The sequence below is a fragment of the Janthinobacterium sp. PC23-8 genome (genome assembly GCF_002250505.1).
In the GTDB taxonomy this organism is placed as follows: Bacteria; Pseudomonadota; Gammaproteobacteria; order Burkholderiales; family Burkholderiaceae_D; genus Janthinobacterium.
The window spans coordinates 3,188,963-3,209,560 of sequence record NZ_NJGY01000001.1; the positions used below are offsets into that span (position 1 = coordinate 3,188,963).

At 62.1% G+C, this 20,598-nt stretch carries 18 protein-coding genes and 1 tRNA gene; 11 read left to right on the forward strand and 8 right to left on the reverse strand.

All coding sequences use genetic code 11. The annotated features are described in order from the left end of the window. Positions 1–62 precede the first annotated feature (62 nt). The 3 genes from CD932_RS13720 to CD932_RS13730 are packed head-to-tail and all read left to right on the forward strand — an operon-like array spanning position 63 to position 2,911. Positions 63–365, forward strand: a complete 303-nt coding sequence (locus tag CD932_RS13720; RefSeq protein ID WP_176460950.1) for an XRE family transcriptional regulator — start codon at positions 63–65, stop codon at positions 363–365. Beyond that, positions 358–1,563 (forward strand): site-specific DNA-methyltransferase, encoded by a 1,206-nt coding sequence (locus CD932_RS13725; RefSeq protein WP_217907261.1) that lies wholly within the window; start codon positions 358–360, stop codon positions 1,561–1,563. Before CD932_RS13720 ends, CD932_RS13725 begins: the two co-directional genes overlap by 8 nt. Further along, complete coding sequence (locus CD932_RS13730) at positions 1,538–2,911, forward strand: DNA adenine methylase (protein ID WP_141213247.1); 1,374 nt, start codon at positions 1,538–1,540, stop codon at positions 2,909–2,911. The genes CD932_RS13725 and CD932_RS13730 overlap by 26 nt, the downstream gene beginning before the upstream one ends. 16 nt (positions 2,912–2,927) lie before the next feature. Here CD932_RS13730 and CD932_RS28245 read toward each other — a convergent pair whose 3' ends face one another. Together CD932_RS28245 and CD932_RS13735 are read right to left on the reverse strand one after the other, a co-directional pair. Further along, positions 2,928–4,088 (reverse strand): phospholipase D family protein, encoded by a 1,161-nt coding sequence (locus CD932_RS28245; RefSeq protein ID WP_141213248.1) that lies wholly within the window; start codon positions 4,086–4,088, stop codon positions 2,928–2,930. A gap of 263 nt (positions 4,089–4,351) precedes the next feature. Next, a tRNA-Phe gene (locus tag CD932_RS13735) sits at positions 4,352–4,427 on the reverse strand. Positions 4,428–4,610: 183 nt separating this feature from the next. On the opposite strand from CD932_RS13735, the gene CD932_RS13740 reads away from it, so the two are divergent. The 8 genes from CD932_RS13740 (at position 4,611) to CD932_RS13775 (ending at position 14,575) form a co-directional block, all read left to right on the forward strand. Next, positions 4,611–6,824, forward strand: a complete 2,214-nt coding sequence (locus tag CD932_RS13740; RefSeq protein WP_094443112.1) for a S41 family peptidase — start codon at positions 4,611–4,613, stop codon at positions 6,822–6,824. A gap of 79 nt (positions 6,825–6,903) precedes the next feature. Further along, on the forward strand, positions 6,904–8,130 hold the full coding sequence (locus CD932_RS13745) for a UbiH/UbiF family hydroxylase (RefSeq protein ID WP_176460951.1): 1,227 nt from the start codon (positions 6,904–6,906) through the stop codon (positions 8,128–8,130). Between the two features lie 69 nt (positions 8,131–8,199). Continuing rightward, entirely contained in the window at positions 8,200–8,925 is a 726-nt protein-coding gene (locus CD932_RS13750) for a DsbC family protein (protein ID WP_254926577.1), read from the forward strand. Positions 8,926–9,052: 127 nt separating this feature from the next. After that, positions 9,053–9,517, forward strand: a complete 465-nt coding sequence (locus CD932_RS13755) for a (2Fe-2S)-binding protein (protein ID WP_094443114.1) — start codon at positions 9,053–9,055, stop codon at positions 9,515–9,517. Further along, positions 9,514–10,086 (forward strand): NTP transferase domain-containing protein, encoded by a 573-nt coding sequence (locus tag CD932_RS13760; RefSeq protein ID WP_094443115.1) that lies wholly within the window; start codon positions 9,514–9,516, stop codon positions 10,084–10,086. The genes CD932_RS13755 and CD932_RS13760 overlap by 4 nt, the downstream gene beginning before the upstream one ends. A 13-nt stretch (positions 10,087–10,099) precedes the next feature. Then, positions 10,100–11,941, forward strand: a complete 1,842-nt coding sequence (locus CD932_RS13765; RefSeq protein WP_094443116.1) for a M61 family metallopeptidase — start codon at positions 10,100–10,102, stop codon at positions 11,939–11,941. A 207-nt stretch (positions 11,942–12,148) separates the two neighbouring features. Continuing rightward, complete coding sequence (locus tag CD932_RS13770) at positions 12,149–13,291, forward strand: diguanylate cyclase (RefSeq protein ID WP_254926578.1); 1,143 nt, start codon at positions 12,149–12,151, stop codon at positions 13,289–13,291. Positions 13,292–13,408: 117 nt separating this feature from the next. After that, positions 13,409–14,575: a GGDEF domain-containing protein gene (locus tag CD932_RS13775; RefSeq protein ID WP_094443118.1), complete on the forward strand. Its 1,167-nt coding sequence runs from the start codon at positions 13,409–13,411 to the stop codon at positions 14,573–14,575. On the opposite strand, the gene trpC is transcribed toward CD932_RS13775, so the two are convergent. The 6 genes from trpC to CD932_RS13805 all read right to left on the reverse strand — a co-directional run bounded on the left by trpC (position 14,568) and on the right by CD932_RS13805 (position 20,473). Beyond that, positions 14,568–15,368: an indole-3-glycerol phosphate synthase TrpC gene (gene trpC, locus CD932_RS13780; RefSeq protein ID WP_094443119.1), complete on the reverse strand. Its 801-nt coding sequence runs from the start codon at positions 15,366–15,368 to the stop codon at positions 14,568–14,570. The two genes, CD932_RS13775 and trpC, sit on opposite strands and share 8 nt — an antisense overlap. A gap of 35 nt (positions 15,369–15,403) precedes the next feature. Continuing rightward, on the reverse strand, positions 15,404–16,447 hold the full coding sequence (gene trpD, locus CD932_RS13785; protein ID WP_094443120.1) for an anthranilate phosphoribosyltransferase: 1,044 nt from the start codon (positions 16,445–16,447) through the stop codon (positions 15,404–15,406). A 64-nt stretch (positions 16,448–16,511) separates the two neighbouring features. Then, positions 16,512–17,075, reverse strand: a complete 564-nt coding sequence (locus tag CD932_RS13790; protein ID WP_094443121.1) for an aminodeoxychorismate/anthranilate synthase component II — start codon at positions 17,073–17,075, stop codon at positions 16,512–16,514. Positions 17,076–17,319: 244 nt separating this feature from the next. Beyond that, a complete protein-coding gene (locus tag CD932_RS13795; protein ID WP_094443122.1) occupies positions 17,320–18,561 on the reverse strand; it encodes an MFS transporter in 1,242 nt (413 codons plus the stop codon). Next, positions 18,558–19,808, reverse strand: a complete 1,251-nt coding sequence (locus CD932_RS13800; protein WP_094443123.1) for an SLC13 family permease — start codon at positions 19,806–19,808, stop codon at positions 18,558–18,560. Before CD932_RS13800 ends, CD932_RS13795 begins: the two co-directional genes overlap by 4 nt. A gap of 23 nt (positions 19,809–19,831) precedes the next feature. Then, positions 19,832–20,473, reverse strand: coding sequence for a hypothetical protein (locus CD932_RS13805; RefSeq protein WP_094443124.1), 642 nt, complete (start codon positions 20,471–20,473; stop codon positions 19,832–19,834). Positions 20,474–20,598: the final 125 nt, after the last annotated feature.

Below are 20,598 nucleotides of genomic sequence, written 5' to 3' on the forward strand. Positions count from 1 at the left end.
ATAAAAAAATGACAAATATTAATTGTTGTATGAACTATGTCCATTAGTATATGATCGCGGGCATGACTTACGATGAATTTCGCCGGCAAATAGGGAAAGCAGGACTGACCGTGCATGCCTTTGCTGATTTGATAAAGATGAATCGGATCTCCCTCTCAAACTACAAGCAGGGGGATGTGCCGTCGCATTTGGCTGTGATTGCCACGCTTTTAGGCGCAATGGCCGATGGCCAAACCGATTTCCGTAGCGTGTTGTTAAACATTGATATCGCACCAAAAAGACCACGTGGTGCTGGAATCGGCAAGTTTGGCGGCGATAAAAAAGAAGGGCTGGATTTGTTCATTAAGGGAGATAATCATGGATGAACTAGATAGTGCTCCTCAAAACGGGCATGAAGATGTCGCGAGCGTAATTTCATGCTCAAAATCTTCTGACGAGGTGCTCAACAAGTCCATGCAGCGAGTTGCAAAGTGGTCCGCAGGCCCAGCGGGGACCGGCAATGCATTGATCCAAGGCGACAACCTAGCCGCACTCAAGTTGCTAACCAAAACGCATGCCAACAAAGTCAAATGTGTCTACCTAGATCCTCCGTATAATAATGGTGAAAGCTATCAGCATTATTTTGACAGCATGGGACATGAGGAATGGTTAAAATCGGTGTCCGACAGACTGGAGCAAATCAAACTCCTGTTGCGCGAGGACGGTAGCGTCTGGATATCAATTGACGACTCTGAGCTACACTACCTCAAGGTCGCCGCCGACGCTGTATTCGGCAGAGTAAACTTCGTGGGTACGATAGTGTGGGAGCGCCGGACTACGCGCGAAAATCGCAAGGTCCTCTCAAGAAATCACGAATACCTACTTGTCTACTCGAAGAAAATTAGCGCATGGTCTAAGGTTCGCAATTCATTACCGCTTACAGATGAAGTGAAGGATCGTTACAAAAACCTCGATGCTGATCCACGTGGTCCGTGGCAATCGGTGTCTGCTAATGTCCAAGACGGGCACGCAACGCCTCAGCAGTATTATTCGCTCAGAGCGCCGAATGGGCGATTGCACTCGCCGCCCAAGGGGCGTTGTTGGGGTTTCCCTGAACAGCGTATGCTTGAAGAGATTGCCAAGAATAACGTATGGTTTGGGAGGGACGGAAATGCTGTCCCACGTCTAAAGCAATTCATTGCAAATCGGAAAGCTGGCTTGACGCCAGAAACGCTGTGGCGTGCAGAGGATGTCGGAACAACAAGCCAAGCAAAAAAGCACTTGCTCGCGTTGTTTAAGGAAATATCCATATTTGATACTCCAAAGCCTGAACACTTGATTCAGCGAATTCTTGAAATTAGCACTAACCCTGGCGAAATTGTCCTCGATCCTTATCTAGGATCGGGAACCACTGCAGCAGTTGCGCACAAGATGAAGAGATCGTATCTGGGAATCGAGATAGGAGACCATATTAAGACACATTGTGCTCACCGGTTACAGCAGGTCGTCGCCGGAGAGTCAGGCGGGATATCTCGTTCAATTGATTGGAAAGGCGGTGGTGGTTTTGATTTCTACCGCATCTAGAGTTCAGATAAATGGGCATCTAAACGCATTCCGACCCATTTACTATCTTGGTTGCAAGGTTAGCCTTACGTCTGCAATTAGCGATGCGATCAACGAAGTTGATCCTAGTGGTGGTCGGATGGTTGATCTTTTTGCCGGTACTGGAGTTGTCGCCAGTGCGATGGGAGCCAGTCGCGATGTAACGACTGTAGATGTGCAGGAGTATTCGCGCGTAATCTGCTCTGCCATTCTGCGGCCACCGCGCTTGTCTGATCAAAAAATTTGCAATCTGTCAAACGAAGTCGCTAAAGGACAGTTTTCCTCGCGTCTTTTGTGGTGTATTGCGCCGCTCGCGGAGCACGAACACAGATGCATGATTAGTGCTAATAATGGTGAGATCGACGGATTAATCGAATTGCTAGAGGCGCCATCTCTTGTCCTGGTTGAGGAATTCGGTTTCATAGGCGAAGGTTCTGCCTTGGGCAAGGCCACATACGAAGTAATTCAACGTATGCAAATGGAGGGGCTGTGGAATTCCTCAGAGACGACTGTTACTAGGAATTTCGGGGGAGTATATTTTTCATATCAACAGGCTGCATTGCTGGATGCTGCATTGAATGTCGCTGCGCGTTCAGACGAAGATATTAAGGATGGGTTAACTGCCGTTGCGATTAGTACGGCAAGCTCGTTGGTCAACACAGTAGGAAAGCAATTTGCGCAACCTATTCAGCCGCGATCAAAATCAGGTGAAATTAAGTTAAGTCTAGCAAAAACCGTGCAGCGTGATAGATCGATCGAAATGCTCGGAAGCTATCAATCTTGGTTGCAAAAGTATGTGAACTTGGTCCCAGCTGTTGGAGCCTCGACTATGCTGCGGCAGGATTATCTTGACGCGCTGACGACCCACGGTAAGGATTTTTCAGTTGTATATGCGGACCCGCCCTATACGCGAGATCATTACAGCCGATTTTATCATGTACTGGAAACAATGTGCCTTCGTGATAATCCTCAAATTTCGCGAGTCAAAAAAAGAGGGGAAACGACGTTCAGTCGTGGACTATATCGTGAAGATCGTCATCAATCACCATTCTGTATCCGCTCTGAAGCTCCAGGTGCTTTTGACGCGCTTTTTAAGGCTGCAAGTGGGCATGAATTGCCACTAGTTCTTTCCTACTCGCCTCATGAGGCTGGCGATGGTACCCACCCGCGTGTCGTTTCCATGGCCCAGGTTGTAGACCTTGCAAATGCGTACTACAAGCGCGTCGAAATTAGCGTCGTAGAAGGTATGTCTCACAATAAACTAAATCGCAATGATCTCAAGCTTACAAAACGGGAGCATGCAGAGGTATTGCTTAAATGTTTTTGTTGAGGCTTCCGTCTGGCGATTAGGGCTCTGGCGTAAACGTCTCTAGTGGCAACAAATTATCTGGCACGTTTAGCCACGTGGTTCGCAACTCAGTCGAGGACATAAACAACTCCCGCATTGGACGACTGCGGCCGCGCAATGGTGGAATCGGTCCTAAAAGTTGGGCCACAGTATCATAATCAGGCGCTGTCACTGGAAGAATTGTATATCGGAACGACCGTAAATCAAGTTTGGTCGCCACAAGAATCATCCGGCCATCATCTTCGCGGAGATCGTAGTCCAACGCTGCGATTTCATGAAGTTCTAGTCGATAATTCTTGCTTTGATTTACAAAAAGTAAAATTGGCTCAACTGGTTTCGGTATGTTGTCCAGCGAAACAAATTGGACAAATACCTTTTTCTCCGATCCCTCATACCCAAAGAACTCGGTCAGAACCGTCTTCCCAAGATCGGCTTGTCCTGATCGGTTCTTTGGGATCTCCCTGACCAAAATCTCAGGCGTACTAAATGTAATGCCGTCAACTGGAGCGACTTCGATTGCATCTAGCGCTTCTGCTGGCTGCGCTGGTATGCGAACTCGCGGCGTTGTGGATGCAAATCTCATCCGTCCATTCGCCATCGCTCGTTCGCGCACACGTTCGTCGTCAAGCGAGCAAAGGGTTCCTGCTTCAAGTTGGCCAGCCAGCCATGCATTGATGTCGGCCATTGCGCTCGTAGCTTCACCATCAAGCATTGTCTGAATGCTAAAAGCCTCCCAATTTCCGGGTGGAGCGCCAGCCGCAACCGCCAATTGCCCCAGTCCACGTTTTGTCAGGTTACCCGATCCCGTTACCAGTCGCAAGCTAGAGCCCTGTTGAAACCACGAAAATTTGGGGTGAAACGTGCTAGCAGGGTTCTCGTGGAAAAAGACATTTGCGGATAATATTCCGTTGTACTGCGCTACTTTTTCGCTGAGGCACAACAACGCCTCTGCATTTGTGATCGCGTCAACACCCACAATAAGCTGGAATCTTTGCCGCCGCCGTAGCATTCTAGCTATGTTAGGGCGTGAAAAGAACGCGTCAATTCCACCTCTTGACGCAAACGCGAAAACGCCTCCACCAGCGGTGGCGTCTGCTGCCGCGTCATCTATGGCTTCTAGTAATTTTGTCGTACCAGGTTGCTGAAACACAAAAGTCATCGCATTGCCTATCAGAAATTGAGTTGGGCCTTGAGACGATCATTGTACATTGGCAATAAAAAATCGCGATGAAATTGGGGCACTTGGACTTGGGTATTGTGAGGGATGAAAAAGGAGCCTCTTCATCGTCAGTCCGGCTGTAACTTTGTGTTTCGGCGGTATTGTGGGTTTTGAAGATCGAGAATGGACCGGAGTCGAGGACTGCGAATCCCAGAAACGACAACGCCCACTTGCATGAGTGGGCGTTTCGTGAGGTATGTTCTTGGTGGCCCGGGGCGGAATCGAACCACCGACACAAGGATTTTCAATCCTCTGCTCTACCGACTGAGCTACCAGGCCAAGGTGGAGAATTATAGCAGACCAAAACATGAATGCAAGAGCCTGCGGCCAATTCGTTAAAAATTTTAGCTGTCGCGGTGATTAGTTGATTACTGGGCAAATATGCATGAAAGTGCCTGACTTTGTCTCAACAAACAAGAATTATTGCCTTATAATTAACCTTTTAATCCCGAGAGTGATGCGATGGCAGTGTGGAGCGGTAGCAAGGGCGCATGCGTGGCGCTGGCAGTATGGTTGTTGAGTGGCCCCGTGCAGGCCGGCGAGCATGATGTGCTGGCGCTGGCGCGCCTGTGGAGCGAGGTGCGCGCCATCCATCCGGCGCTGGCCGGTGGCGCCATCGACTGGGACCGGGCGCTGGTGGCGGCCTTGCCGCAACTGAGCGGCGAAGATAATCCTGCCAGCTTGCGCGCGGCGGCGGCGACCCTGATGGCGCCCTTGCACGACGAGGCGCTGCGCATCGGCGCACGGCAGCCGGCCTTCGTGCACTGGCCGGTCGACGGCGCCGTGCTCGAATGGCTGCCCGGCGACACGGCGTTGCTGCATCTGCATCCCGGCATGCGCGCTGGCGCGGCGCCGTTCGTGCTGCCGGCCCGAGCCAGGCGGGTGATACTCGATCTGCGTCCGATCGCCGCCGTGCCCTCCGTGTCCTATGTATCGCCGGCCCTGTTGAACGGCTTGCTGGCGCAGCTGATCGTCCAGCCCCTGCTGCCACCGGCGCCGCGTTACCGTTTTTCTACCGGGCCGCGCCCGCAGGACCCGGAAAACTGGGAAGGCGTGCTGCCCGGTTTCATGCAGGTGGAAACCCAGCCCCTGCTGCCGGCGCCGGGCGCGCGCGCCTTGCCGCTGGCCGTGATCGTCAACGACACGCAGCCGGTGCCGCCGGCCGTGCTGGCGCTGCAGCGCATGAACCGCGCGCGCATCGTGTCCGAAGAGGGAGACAGCCGTAGCCGCGCCGGCCCGCTGCAAACACTGTGGCTGGAAATAGATTTGCCGGTGGAGTTTGCCGCTGGCCAGCTGGTCTGGCCCGACGGCAGTGCGGTGCGCTGGCAGGCTGACCGGCGCCTGCCTGAGCATCGCGCCACGGGGCAGGGCAGCGCGCCGGTGACGGCGGCGCTGGCCCTGCTGGCGCACAGGCAGAAATCCCACCAGCCCATTGCAACGCCTGCCATGTTTGCGGTGCGCCAGGATGATGCGCCGTATCGCGACATGCGCTTTCCGCCGCCTGCGTGGCGCCAACTGGCCGCAATCAAGCTGTGGGCGACCATGGACAAGTATTTTCCGGCCCGGCGCCTGATGGACAGCTCGTGGGAAGCCGCTTTGCTGGCTTGCCTGCGCCGCATGGACGACGTGCTCGACGCGCGCGCATACGGCCAGGCGCTCGAAGCGATGGCGGTACAACTGGACGACAGCCATGTCATCACGGCCAGCCGCGCGCTGGGCTGGAACGAGCGCACGCACGGCATCGGCGTGCAGCTGGCGAGGATCAGCGGGCGGATATATGTCGCAGGCTTGACCGATCCTGCGCTGGAGGGCAGCGGCGTGCTGCGCGTGGGCGACGAGATCCTCAGCATTGATGGCGAGGACGTCGCCGCGCGCCTGGCGCGTCTTGGCGGCACGGTGGCGGCATCGACCGAGGCGGGACGCTGGCGCAAGGCGATGTTCGAGATGACGCTTGCGCCCAGGAACGCCAGCGTGCAGTTGCTGCTGGCTGGCGCCGATGGCAAGCAGCGCAGCGTCACCTTGCAGCCAGGTCCCCTCGACAACACGCTGCCGCTGCGCCATGCGCTGCCCGTCGTCAGCGTGGAAGACGGCGTGGCCTATGTCGACCTCGATCGCCTTCAGCCGGGCGAAGTCGACGCCATGTTCGCCACCATCGAGGGCAGCCGCGCGCTGATCCTCGACATGCGCGGCTATCCGCACGGTACCGGCCGCGCCATCGCCCGGCGCCTCAATGTGAACCATGCCGCCAGCTTTGCCACCTCCTATCAGCAAATGGCTATCTCTTATGAAGCGGGGCACGGCGCGCAACTGGCCTATGGTGACCGGCTGTTTCCGGCGCCCGGCCCGTTGTACCGGGGCAAGGTGGTGATGCTGATCGACGAGCATACGCAAAGCCAGGCCGAGCACCTGGCGCTGGCGGTCGAGGCGGCCACGCCGGTGACCTTTATCGGCACGCCCAGCGCGGGCGCCAATGGCGACATGCGCGAAGTGGTCTTGCCGGGAAAAGTGCATGTGTCGTATTCGGGGCTGGAAGTGCGCCATGACGACGGGCGCCAGTTGCAGCGTATCGGCGTGCAGCCGCACATCCGGGCCGCGCCCAGCGTGGCGGGCCTGCGCGCGGGCCGCGACGAGGTGCTGGAGCGGGCGCGCCAGTTGCTGCGCCAGGATCAAGGATAGACAAAATCGTTGTCACCGCAGCCTGCGCGCCGCGCGTCTGTCGCGCGAAAAAGCGGCTGGCAAACGCTATAATGGCCGCATGAACAGTCCATCTTCCCCTACCATGCGGCGCCCGCTGCACAGTCACAGCGACGTTTGCATCGTCGGCGACGGCGCCATTGCGAAAACCACGGCGCTGGCGTTGGCCCAGGCCGGCCAGAGCGTCATCTTGCTCAGCCCGGCGAAACCGGCCGCGCCGCCCGATGACGCCAGCTGGGATGTGCGCGTGTATGCGCTCAATCACACGGCCCACCAGTTGCTGTCGTCGCTGAAGGTATGGGGCGCGCTCGACACCGCCCGCGTGGCGCCGGTCGACGCCATGCTGGTCCATGGCGACGGCGCGCAGGCCGGGGCGCTCGGTTTTGACGCCTATGGCGCCCATGTGGGCACCTTGGCCTGGATCATCGAAGAGCGCAACCTGGGCCAGGCGCTGGACGCGGCCTTGCGGTTTGCGCAGAACGTCAGCCTGGTGCGCGGCCAGGCCACGCGCATCGAATGGACGGCCGATGCGGCCATCGTGCATCTGGACGGCGGCGACACCATTACCTCTGCCCTGGTGGTGGGCGCCGACGGTGCGCAGTCGTGGGTGCGCGGCCAGTGCGATATCGGCCTCGATTACCGCCCCTACGGCCAGCGCGGCGTGGTCGGCAACTTCGCCTGCGAAAAGCCGCACCATGGCGCGGCCCACCAGTGGTTCACCGGCGCCGACGGCATCATTGCGCTGTTGCCTTTGCCGGGCAACCGGGTGTCGCTGGTGTGGTCGGCGCCCGATGCGCTGGCCGACAGCCTGCAGGCCGAATCGGCCACGGAGCTGGCCGCGCGCCTGTCGGCCTGGTGCCAGGATAAACTGGGCAAGCTCACGCCGCTGCAGCCCGAACTGATACGCGCCTTTCCGCTGCGCCTGATCCGCCCGCACGCGATGGTCGCGCCGCGCGTGGCGCTGGTCGGTGATGCCGCTCACGTGGTCCACCCGATGGCGGGCCACGGCATGAACCTCGGTTTTGCCGACGTGGCGCAACTGGTGAAAACCATCGGCGAGCGCGAAGCGCACCGCGGCATCGGCGACGAGCGCGTGCTGGCGCGCTATGCGCGCGCGCGCAAGGAAGACGTGATGCTGATGCTGCTGGCCACCGATGGCCTGGCGCGTCTGTTCGGTGCCGATCTGGAGCCGCTGCGCGTGGTTCGCAATTTGGGATTAAACTTGCTGGACAAATTGCCGGCGCTGAAGCGGAAAATGATTTCGCACGCGCTCGGACATCAACGGTAACAGCAACGCAGAACAAGATCGCCGCAGCAATGCCTGCGGCGATTGTTTTGTGATCAATTGGAGAAGTAAGTGATTAAAACAAGCAAACTGGCATTGTTGGTGGCCTCTGGCCTGATGATGTCGTGCGCCGGCGCCGAGACACCGACCGAGGCGACCATCAAGAAGCTGATCGAGCCACGCCTGGGTGACGGCGTCAAGGTCGATTCGGTCAAGGAAACGCCGTACGCCGGCCTGTATGAAATCAACACCGGCGGCGATATTCTCTACACCGACAAGAATGCGCAGTACCTGTTCGTCGGCCACGTGTTCGACGCCAGGACCTCGCAGGACCTGACCAAGGAGCGCATCAGTGATGTCAACCGCATCAAGTTCTCGGACCTGCCGCTGGCCTCGGCCCTGAAAACCGTCAAGGGCAACGGCAAGCGCGTGATCGCCGTGTTCGAAGATCCGAACTGCGGCTATTGCAAGCGCTTCCGCCAGAACGCGCTGAAGGAAATCGACAACGTCACCGTCTACACCTTCATGTACAACATTTTGTCGCCGGACTCGATCGTCAAGTCGCGCAATATCTGGTGCGCGCCCGACCGCAACAAGGCCTGGGACGACTGGATGCTGAACGGTAAAGTGCCGGCCGCCGTGGCCACGACCTGCGCCAACCCGCACGACAAGATCCTGGCGCTGGGCCAGCAATTGCGCGTCTCGGGCACGCCGGCGATCTTCTTTGCCGACGGCAGCCGCATTCCGGGCGCGATCGACAGCAAGGCGCTGGAACAGAAACTGTCGACCATCAAATAATCGTCACCCGGCAAGCAGGCAGGCGCGCCCTCGAAGGCGCGCTTTTTTTTGCACGATTTTTTCAGCGCTTTTTGGGTATGATGGAGCGTTGGCGCCATGCCATCCCCATAAAGAGCCAGAGCCGCAGATGATCACCTTGAATATCAATGGCCGCGACATGCAGGTCGATGCCGATCCTTCCACGCCGGTGCTGTGGGCGCTGCGCGACAACCTCAATCTGACCGGCACCAAGTTCGGCTGCGGCGCGGCCCTGTGCGGCGCCTGCACCGTGCACCTGGACGGCCAGCCGATCCGCGCGTGCATCACGCCGATATCAACTGTGGCCAGGCACCAGCTCACCACCATCGAAGCGATGGAGCACGACCCGGTGGGCAAGGCGGTGCAGGCGGCCTGGGTGCGCCACGACGTGCCGCAATGCGGCTATTGTCAAAGCGGCCAGGTGATGAGCGCGACGGCGCTGCTGCGCACCAACAAGGCGCCCAGCGACGCCGATATCGACGGCGCCATGAGCGGCAATATCTGCCGTTGCGGCACGTATCAGCGCATCCGCGCCGCCATCAAGGACGCCGCCGCCACGCTGGCGCCAACATGATAGGCATCTTGCTGGCCGCCGGCAGGGGCCGCCGTTTCGACCCCTCCGGCGTGCGCAACAAACTGCTGCAGCCGCTGGCCGAAGGGCCGCATGCGGGCCAGGCGGTGGTGTTGGCGGCGGCCAGCAATTTGCTCGCCGCGCTGCCGCGCGTGCTGGCCGTGGTGCGCCCGGACGACACGCAGGTGGCGCGCCTGCTGGGCGCCATGGGCTGCGAGGTGCGCGTCTGCCATGACGCCGATACCGGCATGGCGGCCTCGCTGACCTGCGCCATCGGCCATGTGCGCGGCGCGCCGGGCTGGCTGATCGCGCTGGGCGATATGCCGCATGTGGCGCCGGCGACGATCGCCGCCCTGTCGCATGCGATTGGCGACGGCGCGCACATCGCCGTGCCCGTGTTCCAGGGGCGGCGCGGCAATCCGGTGGCGTTTGGCGCTGTTCACTTGCCGCTGCTGCTGGCGCTGGACGGCGACCAGGGCGCGCGCGCCATCGTGCACGGTCATGTGGCGCGCGAAGTGATGGTGGCCGATAATGGCGTCTTGCGCGACGTCGATACGCCGGACGATTTGTAATCACGAGGAAAACATGAAAAAAACAGCGTTGAAAAAAGCCATCGCCAGGGCGCCTGCCGCCGGCGTCATCTACACCATCGCCGCGCTGGACCTGGCTGGCCATCTGTTGCGCGTCAGTTTGACCGTCAAACAGCCGGCCGCCATCGGCCAGATCCTGTCGCTGCCGGCCTGGATTCCGGGCAGCTACATGATCCGTGAATTTTCGCGCAATATCGTCAGCATCCGCGCCGACTGCGGCGGCAAGGCCGTGGCGCTGACCAAGCTCGACAAGCACTCGTGGCAGGCCGCACCCTGCGACGGCGCCCTGGTGGTGGAATATGACGTCTACGCCTGGGACCTGTCGGTGCGCGCCGCCCACCTCGACCAGCAGCACGGTTTTTTCAACGGCACCAGCGTGTTCCTGAGCGTGCTGGGGCAGGAGTCGGCACCGCATGAAGTGAACATCGTGCAGCCGAAGGACGCCGCCTGCAAGCATTGGCGCGTGGCCACTACCTTGCCGGAACTGAAAGCCAAACGCTATGGCTTCGGCAGCTACCAGGCCGCCAATTACGACGAGTTGATCGACCATCCGGTGGAAATGGGCGACTTCGCGCTGGCCACCTTCAAGGCGCATGGCGTGCCGCACGATATCGTCGTCACCGGCAAGGTGCCGAACCTGGACCTGGACCGGCTGTGCCGCGACCTGAAAGCCATCTGCGAAACCCAGATCGCCTTTTTTGAACCGACAGGCAAAAAAGCGCCGATGGACCGTTATGTGTTCATGACCATGGCGGTGGGCGACGGCTATGGCGGGCTGGAGCACCGCGCTTCGACCGCGCTGATCTGCGCGCGCGCCGACCTGCCCACCACGGCCACCAGCAGCGCCGAGATCGGCGACGGCTACCTGAAATTCCTGGGCCTGTGCAGCCACGAGTATTTCCATACCTGGAACGTCAAGCGCATCAAGCCGGCCGCGTTTGCACCCTACCAACTGCAGGCGGAAAGCTATACGCCGCTGCTGTGGCTGTTCGAAGGCTTTACCAGCTATTACGACGACCTGATGCTGGTGCGCGCCGGCCTGATCGACGAAGCGGCCTATTTCAAATTGCTGGGCAAGACCGTCAACAGCGTGTTGCGCGGCAGCGGCCGCAACAAGCAGAGCGTGGCCGATTCCAGCTTTGACGCCTGGGGCAAATACTACCGCCAGGATGAAAACGCGCCGAACGCCATCGTCAGCTACTACACCAAGGGCTCGCTGATCGCGCTGGCGCTCGATCTGACGCTGCGCAGCAAGACCGGCGGGGACAAATCGCTGGACGACGTGATGCTGGCGCTGTGGCAGCGCTATGGCCGCGATTTTTACCAGGGCAAAGCGCGTGGCGTGACGCCGGCCGAAGTCGAGGCGCTGTTCGATGAAATCAGCGGCGCGCGCATGAAACCGTTCTTCGAGCGCTATATCCGCGGCACCGACGACGTGCCGCTGGCGCGTTTGCTGGCGCCGTTCGGCGTGACATACAGCGACGCGCGCAAAGGCGACAAACCCAGTCTGGACGTGAGCCTGGGCCGCGACGGCAACGACGCCAGGCTGGCGCAGGTGCATCAGGGCGGCGCCGCCCACCAGGCCGGCCTGTCGGCGGGCGATGTGCTGGTGGCGCTCGATGGCTTGCGCGTGACGGGCAATCCGGCCAACCTGGAGGCCTTGCTGTCGCGCTACGCGGTCGGGGCTGAGGTCGTCATCCACGCCTTCCGTCGTGACGAACTGCTCAGTTTTACGGCGGTATTGCAAGGTGACCGTGTCCCTGGCGTCAGCATGGCGGTGACGCCCGCAGGCAAAAAAACGGCGGCATTGCCGCGCCCCAGCATGCAAGTGTTGTAAAAGCAGGTAAAACGCGGCAGGGCGGACAGTTCGTCCATGAGATTCGCCCTGGCCGTGGTTTTTGGATAGTATTTCAAGGTACAATTTCTTGTGCGAAATTTCTCGTGCTTTCCGGCATGGCCGGAGCGGTACGCCGCCATTGTACTTTTTCTTGTGAAACTTGATCCCGCTACTATTATTCTAATGTCCACCGTAATGGCGGTCGCCATGGCTGCGGTCATGGTTTCCGCGCAACGGAGCTTCCCGCAATCCGTGCGCGGCCTGCGGGAGTGGGTGCTCGGCCTGTTGAACCTGATATTGGCCAGCGCCCTGTTTGCCCTGAACGGCCGGTTGCCGGACCTGGTTTTGTTGCCGATCGCCAACTCCGTCTTCCTGTGGGGCGCCGGCATGCAGATGATCGGCACGCAGAAGTTCTATGGCGAGGCGCCGGGCTGGCGCCTGTTCCACGCGACCTGGCTGCTGGGCCTGGTGGTGATGCTGGTCTGGCTGGCCTGGCGGCCCGATTTTCCCACCCGTGTGGCCATGTATTCCTTTCTGATGATGGCGCTGCTGTTGAACCAGACGCTGGTCATTGCGCGCCATGGCGAGCGTCACCTGACCACCTGGATATTTGCCCTGTTGAGCTTGCTGCCGACGCTGGCCTTGCTGCATCGCGGCGTGATGGCCCTGCAGACCGTCATCGCCGGCCAGGACCTGCCCCAGGGTGGCCCCAATCAAGGCCTGTACCTGGCGATTCTGTCGTTCATGACCCTGCTGCTGCCGGTCGGCTTCATGACGGTGGCGACGCGCCATCTGCTGACGGTGCTCGAGCAGCGCTCGAACCGCGATCCGCTCACGTCGGTGTTGAACCGGCGCGGTTTCGACGCAGTCCACGCCAGGGAAAACGCGCGCGCGCGGCGCAGTGGCGCGCCGTTTGCCGTGATGAGCATCGACCTTGATTTTTTCAAGGCCATCAATGACCTGCACGGCCATGCCGTGGGCGACCAGGTGCTGATCGACGTGGCCGGCGTGATCAGCGGCGTGCTGCGCGGCGGCGACGCGGTGGCGCGCTTTGGCGGCGAAGAGTTCGTGGTGCTGCTGTCGGACACGCGGCTGGCGCGCGCCGAACTGGTGGCGCAGCGTATCCAGCATGCACTGCGCGAGCCGCGCCCGGTGTCCGGCTTGCCGGCCTGCACGCTCAGCATCGGCATCGCCTGCCAGCGCGCGCATGGCGAAGCGCTCGACAGCCTGCTGCTGCGCTCGGACCAGGCGCTGTACCGCGCCAAGCAGCGGGGCCGCGACCGCGTCGAAATCGCCGGTGATGCCAGCACGCCATCCACGCTGGCGCCGGCCATGCGCTTGTTTAGTTGAGGCCGCAGGGTTATATTTCCGTTGGGAACAGTGGAACTGAATGTAACTGCACTAAAATCACCGTAATTTAATTCTAGGCCCTGCCAGACTGTGGAAACACTCGATCCTCGCACCATCATGTTGATGACTACCGTGATGTGCGGTGCGATGAGTATCGTCATGTTTTCCGTCTATCGCAGCTTCCGGCGCGAAGTCGACGGCCTGGGCCACTGGTCGGCCGGCTTGCTGCTGCTGGTGTGCGCCTCGCTGCTGTTCGGCACGCGTAACACATTTCCCGGCGAGGTCTCGCTGCTGGGCGCCAACGCCAGCCTGCTGCTCGGTATCGGCCTGTCGATGCTGGGCACGGAAAAATTCTATGACCAGAAGCCCAGTTTGCGCTTTTATGCGCTGGCCTGCGGCCTGGGCACGGCCGGCCTGGCCTGGTACCTGCTGGTGCACGCCGATTTTTCCGCGCGCGTGGCGCTCTTTTCGCTGACCGTCTTTCTGTTCTATGCGCGCCAGGCGCAGTTGGTGTGGTCACACGGCGAGCGGCACTTTTCCAGCTTTTTCTTCGGCGGCCTGATGCTGGTGCAAGCTGGCGTGGTGTTGACGCGGGGTATCTCGGCCATCGTGTATGGCGGCGCTGGCATCAATCTGCTGGTGGCCGGCACGCGCGCCAGCATCTATCTGGCCACCGCCAATTTCATGGCGCTGCTGCTGACAGTGGGCTTCATGACGGTGGCCACGCGCCGTCTGCAAACCATCCTCGAACGCCGCTCGACCCACGATCCGCTGACGCAGGTGCTGAACCGGCGCGGCTTTGGCGATGCCTACGCGCGCGAAAAAGCCAAGCTGCGGCGCTACCGCCTTCCGCTGACCTTGCTCAGCATCGACCTCGATTATTTCAAGTCGATCAATGACAGCCACGGCCATGCCGTGGGCGACCAGGTGCTGGCGCATGTGGCCACCGTCATCAGCGGCGCGCTGCGCGAATCCGATTGCGTGGCGCGTTTCGGCGGCGAGGAGTTTGTCGTGCTGATGCCCGACATGGCGCCGCACCATGCGCTCAGCGCGGCCGAGCGCATCCGCACCTTGCTGTGCGCACCGAACGGCAAGGGGCTGCCGCCGTGCACCGTGAGCATCGGCGTGGCCTGCCAGGCCTCGGCAGACGAAGAACTGGAGCAGTTGCTGTCGCGCGCCGATATGGCGCTGTACCAGGCCAAGGAAAATGGCCGCGACCGCATTGAATTCGATATCGTCGGCCTGACCGGCGCCTGCGCCACCAGCGCCAGCCTGGTCAGCTGAACAGGCGCGCCAGCTCCACGCCCGGGTCCGGCGCGCGCATGAACGCTTCGCCCACCAGGAAGCTGTGCACGTCGGCGGCGCGCATGCGCTCGACATCGCCGGTCGTCAGGATGCCCGACTCGGTGATGACCAGTTTGTCCTGCGGGATGCGCGGCAGCAGGCCGAGCGTGGTGTCGAGCGAGGTCTCGAAGGTACGCAGGTTGCGGTTGTTGATGCCGATCAGCGCGCTCTTGAGTTTTAATGCCGCGTCAAGCTCGTCACCGTCGTGGCTTTCGATCAGCACGCCCATGCCCAGTTCATGGGCGCACGCTTCCATCTCGGCCATCAGGCCATGGTCGAGCGCGGCGACGATCAGCAGGATGCAGTCGGCGCCCATCGCGCGCGCTTCATAGATCTGGTACAGGTCGACCATGAAGTCCTTGCGCAGCACGGGAATGGCGCAGGCGGCGCGCGCCTGTTGCAGGTACTCGATCGAGCCCTGGAAGAACTGCACGTCGGTCAGCACCGACAGGCAGGCCGCGCCATGCTGCGCATAGCTGGCGGCAATATCGGACGGGTGGAAATCGGCGCGGATCACGCCTTTCGATGGCGAGGCCTTTTTCACTTCGGCGATGATGCCGGGGCGGCCAGAGGCGATATGCTGGCGCAGGCTCGCTTCGAAGCCGCGCAGATTCGCGCGCAGGTCAGCATCGTTTTCCACGTCGCTGCGCAGGCTGGCCAGGCTGCGGTGGGACTTGGCCCTGGCCACTTCATCGGCTTTGACGGCCAGGATTTTATTGAGGATATCGGACATGATGGTGGCTGCTTTATAAAAGGTTGCGGTGAGAATTAAGCTTGGGCCGGCTGGCCCAGTTGCTGCGTCACTTGCACGAATTGCTCGAGTTTTGCCAGCGCCGCGCCTGAGCTGACGGCCGTGCGCGCGCGCGCCAGTCCGTCTTCGATCGAGCTGGCCACGCCGGCTGCGTACAGCGCCGTGCCCGCGTTCAGGGCCACGATGTCGGCGGCGGCGCCCGGCTCGCCGCGCAGCGCTTCCATCATCTTCGCTTTCGACTCGACGGCGTCGGCCACCTTCAGGTTGCGGCTGGCGATCATCTGCAAACCAAAATCTTCCGGGTGGATTTCATATTCGCGGATGTCGCCATTGACCAGTTCACCGACGAGGGTAGCGGCGCCTAGCGATACTTCATCCATATTGTCGCGGCCATAGACGACGATGGCGTGCTGCGCGCCCAGGCGCTGCAGCACGCGTACCTGGATGCCGACCAGGTCGGCGTGGAACACGCCCATCAGAATGTTCGGCGCGCCGGCCGGATTGGTCAAGGGTCCGAGGATATTGAAAATCGTGCGCACGCCCAGTTCGCGGCGCACCGGCGCCGCATGCTTCATGGCCGCATGGTGGTTGGGGGCGTACATGAAGCCGATGCCGGTCTGCGCGATCGACTGGGCGATCTGCTCGGGCTGCAGGTTGATGTTCACGCCCAGCGAGTCGAGCACGTCGGCGCTGCCGGAGGACGACGAGACGCTGCGCCCGCCATGCTTGGCCACGCGCGCGCCGGCCGCCGCCGCCACGAACATCGCGGCGGTGGAGATATTGAAGGTGTGCGCGCCGTCGCCGCCGGTGCCGACGATGTCGAGCAGATGGGTGGTGTCGGCCATCGGTACTTTGGTGGAAAACTCGCGCATCACTTGCGCGGCGGCGGCGATTTCACCGATGGTTTCCTTTTTTACGCGCAGGCCCATGGTGAGCGCCGCGATCATGGTGGGCGACATCTCGCCGGACATGATCTGGCGGAACAGGTACAGCATTTCGTCGTGAAAAATCTCGCGGTGTTCGATACAGCGCAGCAGGGCTTCTTGTGGGGTGATCGGCATATGCTTCTTTCTTCATTGATGGCGCAGGAGGACGCTGGGGGCACGCTGGCGCGTGCTTGAACAATCAGCGCTCGAGGAAATTTTTCAGCAGGGCGTGGCCGTGCTCCGACAGGATCGATTCGGGGTGGAACTGCACCCCCTCGATATCGAATTGCCGATGGCGCACGCCCATGATTTCGCCGTCATCCGTCCACGCCGTCACTTCCAGGCAGGCTGGCAGCGAGGCGCGTTCGATGGCCAGTGAATGGTAGCGGATCACCGTGAAGGGGCTGGGGATATCCTTGAATACGCCGACGCCCGTATGGGCGATGACGGAAGTCTTGCCGTGCATGACCTGTTTGGCGCGGATCACCTTGCCGCCGAACGCCTCGCCGATGGCCTGGTGGCCCAGGCACACGCCGAGGATGGGTTTCTTGCCGGCGAAGTGTTTCAGCACGTCGACCGAAATGCCGGCCTGCGCGGGCGCCTTCGGGCCGGGCGAGATGCAGATGCGGTCCGGGTTCAGCGCTTCGATCTGTTCGATCGTGATTTCGTCGTTGCGGTATACGCGCACATCCTCGCCGAGCTCGCCGAAATACTGCACGATGTTGTAGGTGAAGGAGTCGTAGTTGTCGATCATCAGCAGCATGTTGGTGCCTAACCTGGTTGAATTGGGTGACTGGTTTTCCGTGCACGGCCGCAAACTTTCCAGTTTGGCAGTGTTGTAGCACGGTTTGTTTTTGCTGCCCGCGCGGTGCGCAGGCGATAGGGGAGTTGTGGTCAGGCTTGACGCCAGCACCAGCAAGGGAAGGACAGGAAGCGGAAAGAGAATTGTTGCATGGCCTAATATTACACCAATATCCGGCCATGCAGTGCGGGTGCGCATGCGATTTTTATCGGCGCGCATCTGACCGTGCGGGGCGTAGCGCCGGCAGCAGGGCGGCCAGCGCGGCTAGCGCCATCGCGCCGTGCAGCAGATAGGTGACGGGGTAGCCGTAGTGCGTCACCAGGTAGCCGGCCACCATATTGCTCGACGCCGCGCCCACGCCTTGCACCACCATCACCGCCGCCAGCGCCAGGTTGAAGTGGCCGCTGCCGCGCGTCAGGCGCTCGACCAGGAAAGGTGTCAGGATGCCGAGCAGGCCGACGCCCAGGCCGTCGAGCAGCTGCACCGGATAAATCATGCCGAAGCTGGAAAACGACCAGGCGATCACGCCGCGCAATGGCAAGGTCAGCATGGCCAGCACGGCCGCCGTGCGCACCCGCTCGCGGCCGATGATGAAAGGCGCCGCCACGGCCGCCGCCAGCGCCGCCGTTTGCGACACCATGGTAATGATCGCCGTCGTTTCGAAGGGGCGCTGCATCTGCAGCGCAAACTGCTGGGAGATCAGGCGCGCCAGTGGGGCGTTGCCGAAGTGAAACAGCAACAAGGCCACGCTCAGCAGCAACAGCGGACGGTTGTGGAGCAGCCTGCGCCAGGTCGAAGCATGCGGCTGCGCGCCGGGTTTGGCGAGCGCCTGGCCGCCGCGCGCCGCCAGATGATCGATGCTGCGCGCATCGATGGCCAGGGCGGCCGCCACCGTGGCGAGGGTGGTGGCGATCATCAGCGTGGCCACGCCGGGCAGGCCGAACCAGGCGCTGGCGCCCCAGGTGGCGCCCAGCAGCACCATATTGCCGCCATGGTTGTACGCCTCGTTCCGGCCCAGTTGCTCGCCGAAACGCGCGGGTCCCACCAGGCCCAGGGTAATGCCGGACAAGGCGGGCATGATCAGCACGCCTGCCAGCGCGGCCAGCGTTTGCGTCGAAAACACCACCGCGCGCCCGGGAAAGGCGATGCACAGCATGCTCATCAGCGTGATCAGGGTAACGGGGGCGATGATCATCAGGCGCTTGTGGTGGCTGCGGTCTGCCAGCGCGCCGGCCGGGATGCCGGCGACCAGCCCCAGCACGCCGCCGATGGTGGCCAGCAGGCCCAGCTCCATCGGGCGCCAGCCCTGCGTGGTGAGATAGGCGTCGAGGAACGGCCCCAGGCCATCGCGCGAATCGGCGAGGAAAAAATTCAACAACCCCAGCGCCATCAGCTTGCCGCCCGACGGCGTGGCGATGGCGCGTTCAAGCGCGCCCGGCGCGCTCATGATTGCGCCCACAGCAGCAGCAGGGCCGCCAGCAGGCTGGCCGGCATCACCAGCGCGCCCAGTTTCAAAAAGGTCCAGGCGCCGACCTGCACGCCTTCGCGCTTCAAGGTCGTCAGCCACAGCAGGGTGGCCAGCGAGCCGCTGACCGACAGGTTCGGTCCCAGGTCGATACCGATCATGGCCGCCGCCCGCAGCGGCGCCGGTGCTGCCACATGGTCGAGGGTGGCCGCGCCCAGCAGGCCAGCGGGCAGGTTGTTGAACAGATTGCAGGCAAACGCCAGCACCACACCGATGGCGCTGTCGGCCATGGCCGGCGCCCGCGCTTGCAGCGATTGCAGCTGGTCGGCCAGGATGGCCACCACGCCGTGCTGCTGCAGCGCCTGGATCAGCACGAACAGGCCGGCCACCATCAGCAGCACATCCCACGACACGGCGCGCAGCAGCAGCACCGGCGAGCTGCGCGCGAGCAGGCATGTGAGCAGCATTGCCAGCGCGGCGGCGCCCAATGTGACGGCGCCCAGCTCCATGCCGCGCGCCGACGCCCAGCCCAGCAGCAGCGCCGTGCCGGCCAGCGCGGCGACGCTCAGGCGGCCGGCCGGCGCCAGCTGCGGCACCTCGACGTCGGTGCGGATGGCCACGTCGAAGGTGGCGCGCAGCCGCCCATGCAGCACCAGGTAAGTGACAACGATGGCGCCCAGCGAGGGCAGCAGGAACAGCGCCAGCCAGTGGCCCAGGCTGGGCATGTGCGCGCCGAACATCACCAGGTTGGCGGGGTTCGACACCGGCAGCACGAAGCTGGCCGCGTTGGCGACAAAGGCGCACACCAGCAGGTAGGGCAGCGGCGGCGCATCGACCGCGCGCGCCACCGCATACACGGCAGGCGTAAGCACCACGGCGGTGGCGTCATTCGACAGGAAGACGGTGACCAGCGTGCCGGCCAGGTAAATCAGCAAAAACAGGCGGCTGCCCGAACCGCCGGCGGCGCGCGCGGCGTGCGCCGCCAGCCAGTCGAAGACGCCATGGCGCCGGCCCATCTCGGCCAGCAGCATCATGCCGCCCAAAAACAGATACACATCGACGCCGCGCGCCGCGCCCACCAGCACATCGTTCGGTGCGATCAGGCGCAGCAGCAGCAGCGCCGCTACCGCCAGGCTGGCCCACAGGGCTTCCGGCAAGCCTCCCGGGCGCAGCACGATGCCGGCCATGGTCAGGCCGGTAATACTCCACAATACAATTTCAGTCGACATGCGTGGTGCTCCGGTGCGTTGGTTCAGGGTAGGGGGTGTGGTGGGGAAGGAGGGGGAGGCGGGACAATAGAAGCTTGCATCGCCGCGCGCGCTGCGGCCAGGTCGGCGCCGACCGCCACCGCTTCGAGCGCCGGCCCCCAGCTGCCGCGCGTGCCGATGCCGATCGCCGCGAACGGCTGCTGGCGCGCCAGCGGTATCCTGATCAGGTCGGGGCGGAAATACACCACTGCGCCCTCATGGAGGATCACGGCGTTGGCTTCGCCGCGCGGTCCGCGCAGCACCAGCTCGACCGTGCCGGCCACCTCGATGCGCTCCAGCGTTGCCAGTGGACGGTTTGCCGGTGGTGCCGGCGGCGCCGGCGCCAGGTCGGCCACCGTCCTGCGCGTGGTCAGGTTGAACAGGCTAGTCGCGCGCATCACGCCATCGGCGCCGTTACGCCCGCTCAGCCGCACCAGGTCGCCGACGCTGCTCGAATCGAAAAAACGCTGCGCCAGGTGCGGTGCAAACAGGGCCAGCGTGCCGTTTTCCAGGCGCAGGCCATTGACCTCGCCATAGGGCGTGGTCAGGTAGCGCGCCACCACGCCCTCGGCGTCGGGTGGCGCCTGGGCGAAGGCAGCGCCGGTGCAGGCAAGTAGCGCCGCCAGGATGGCTGCATGCAGTCTCATTGCGCCAGCGCTCTTACGGCTGGGTGCCGCCGGCAGGTGGTGGCGGTGGCGGCGGTGGTGCCTCGCCGGCTGGTGGTGCGGGCGGTGGCGGCGGCGGTGGCGCGTCCGCGCCTGGCGCCGGTGGG

Coding starts and splice junctions, on each gene's coding strand:
- trpD (WP_094443120.1), bottom strand. CDS start 16,447: ATGCCGATCACCCCACAAGAAGCCCTGCTGCGCTGTATCGAACACCGC.
- CD932_RS13790 (WP_094443121.1), bottom strand. CDS start 17,075: ATGCTGCTGATGATCGACAACTACGACTCCTTCACCTACAACATCGTG.
- CD932_RS13805 (WP_094443124.1), bottom strand. CDS start 20,473: ATGAGACTGCATGCAGCCATCCTGGCGGCGCTACTTGCCTGCACCGGC.
- CD932_RS13740 (WP_094443112.1), top strand. CDS start 4,611: ATGGCAGTGTGGAGCGGTAGCAAGGGCGCATGCGTGGCGCTGGCAGTA.
- CD932_RS13745 (WP_176460951.1), top strand. CDS start 6,904: ATGAACAGTCCATCTTCCCCTACCATGCGGCGCCCGCTGCACAGTCAC.
- CD932_RS13795 (WP_094443122.1), bottom strand. CDS start 18,561: ATGAGCGCGCCGGGCGCGCTTGAACGCGCCATCGCCACGCCGTCGGGC.
- CD932_RS13725 (WP_217907261.1), top strand. CDS start 358: ATGGATGAACTAGATAGTGCTCCTCAAAACGGGCATGAAGATGTCGCG.
- CD932_RS13775 (WP_094443118.1), top strand. CDS start 13,409: ATGTTGATGACTACCGTGATGTGCGGTGCGATGAGTATCGTCATGTTT.
- CD932_RS13760 (WP_094443115.1), top strand. CDS start 9,514: ATGATAGGCATCTTGCTGGCCGCCGGCAGGGGCCGCCGTTTCGACCCC.
- CD932_RS13800 (WP_094443123.1), bottom strand. CDS start 19,808: ATGTCGACTGAAATTGTATTGTGGAGTATTACCGGCCTGACCATGGCC.
- CD932_RS13755 (WP_094443114.1), top strand. CDS start 9,053: ATGATCACCTTGAATATCAATGGCCGCGACATGCAGGTCGATGCCGAT.
- CD932_RS13770 (WP_254926578.1), top strand. CDS start 12,149: ATGGCTGCGGTCATGGTTTCCGCGCAACGGAGCTTCCCGCAATCCGTG.
- trpC (WP_094443119.1), bottom strand. CDS start 15,368: ATGTCCGATATCCTCAATAAAATCCTGGCCGTCAAAGCCGATGAAGTG.
- CD932_RS28245 (WP_141213248.1), bottom strand. CDS start 4,088: ATGACTTTTGTGTTTCAGCAACCTGGTACGACAAAATTACTAGAAGCC.
- CD932_RS13765 (WP_094443116.1), top strand. CDS start 10,100: ATGAAAAAAACAGCGTTGAAAAAAGCCATCGCCAGGGCGCCTGCCGCC.
- CD932_RS13720 (WP_176460950.1), top strand. CDS start 63: ATGACTTACGATGAATTTCGCCGGCAAATAGGGAAAGCAGGACTGACC.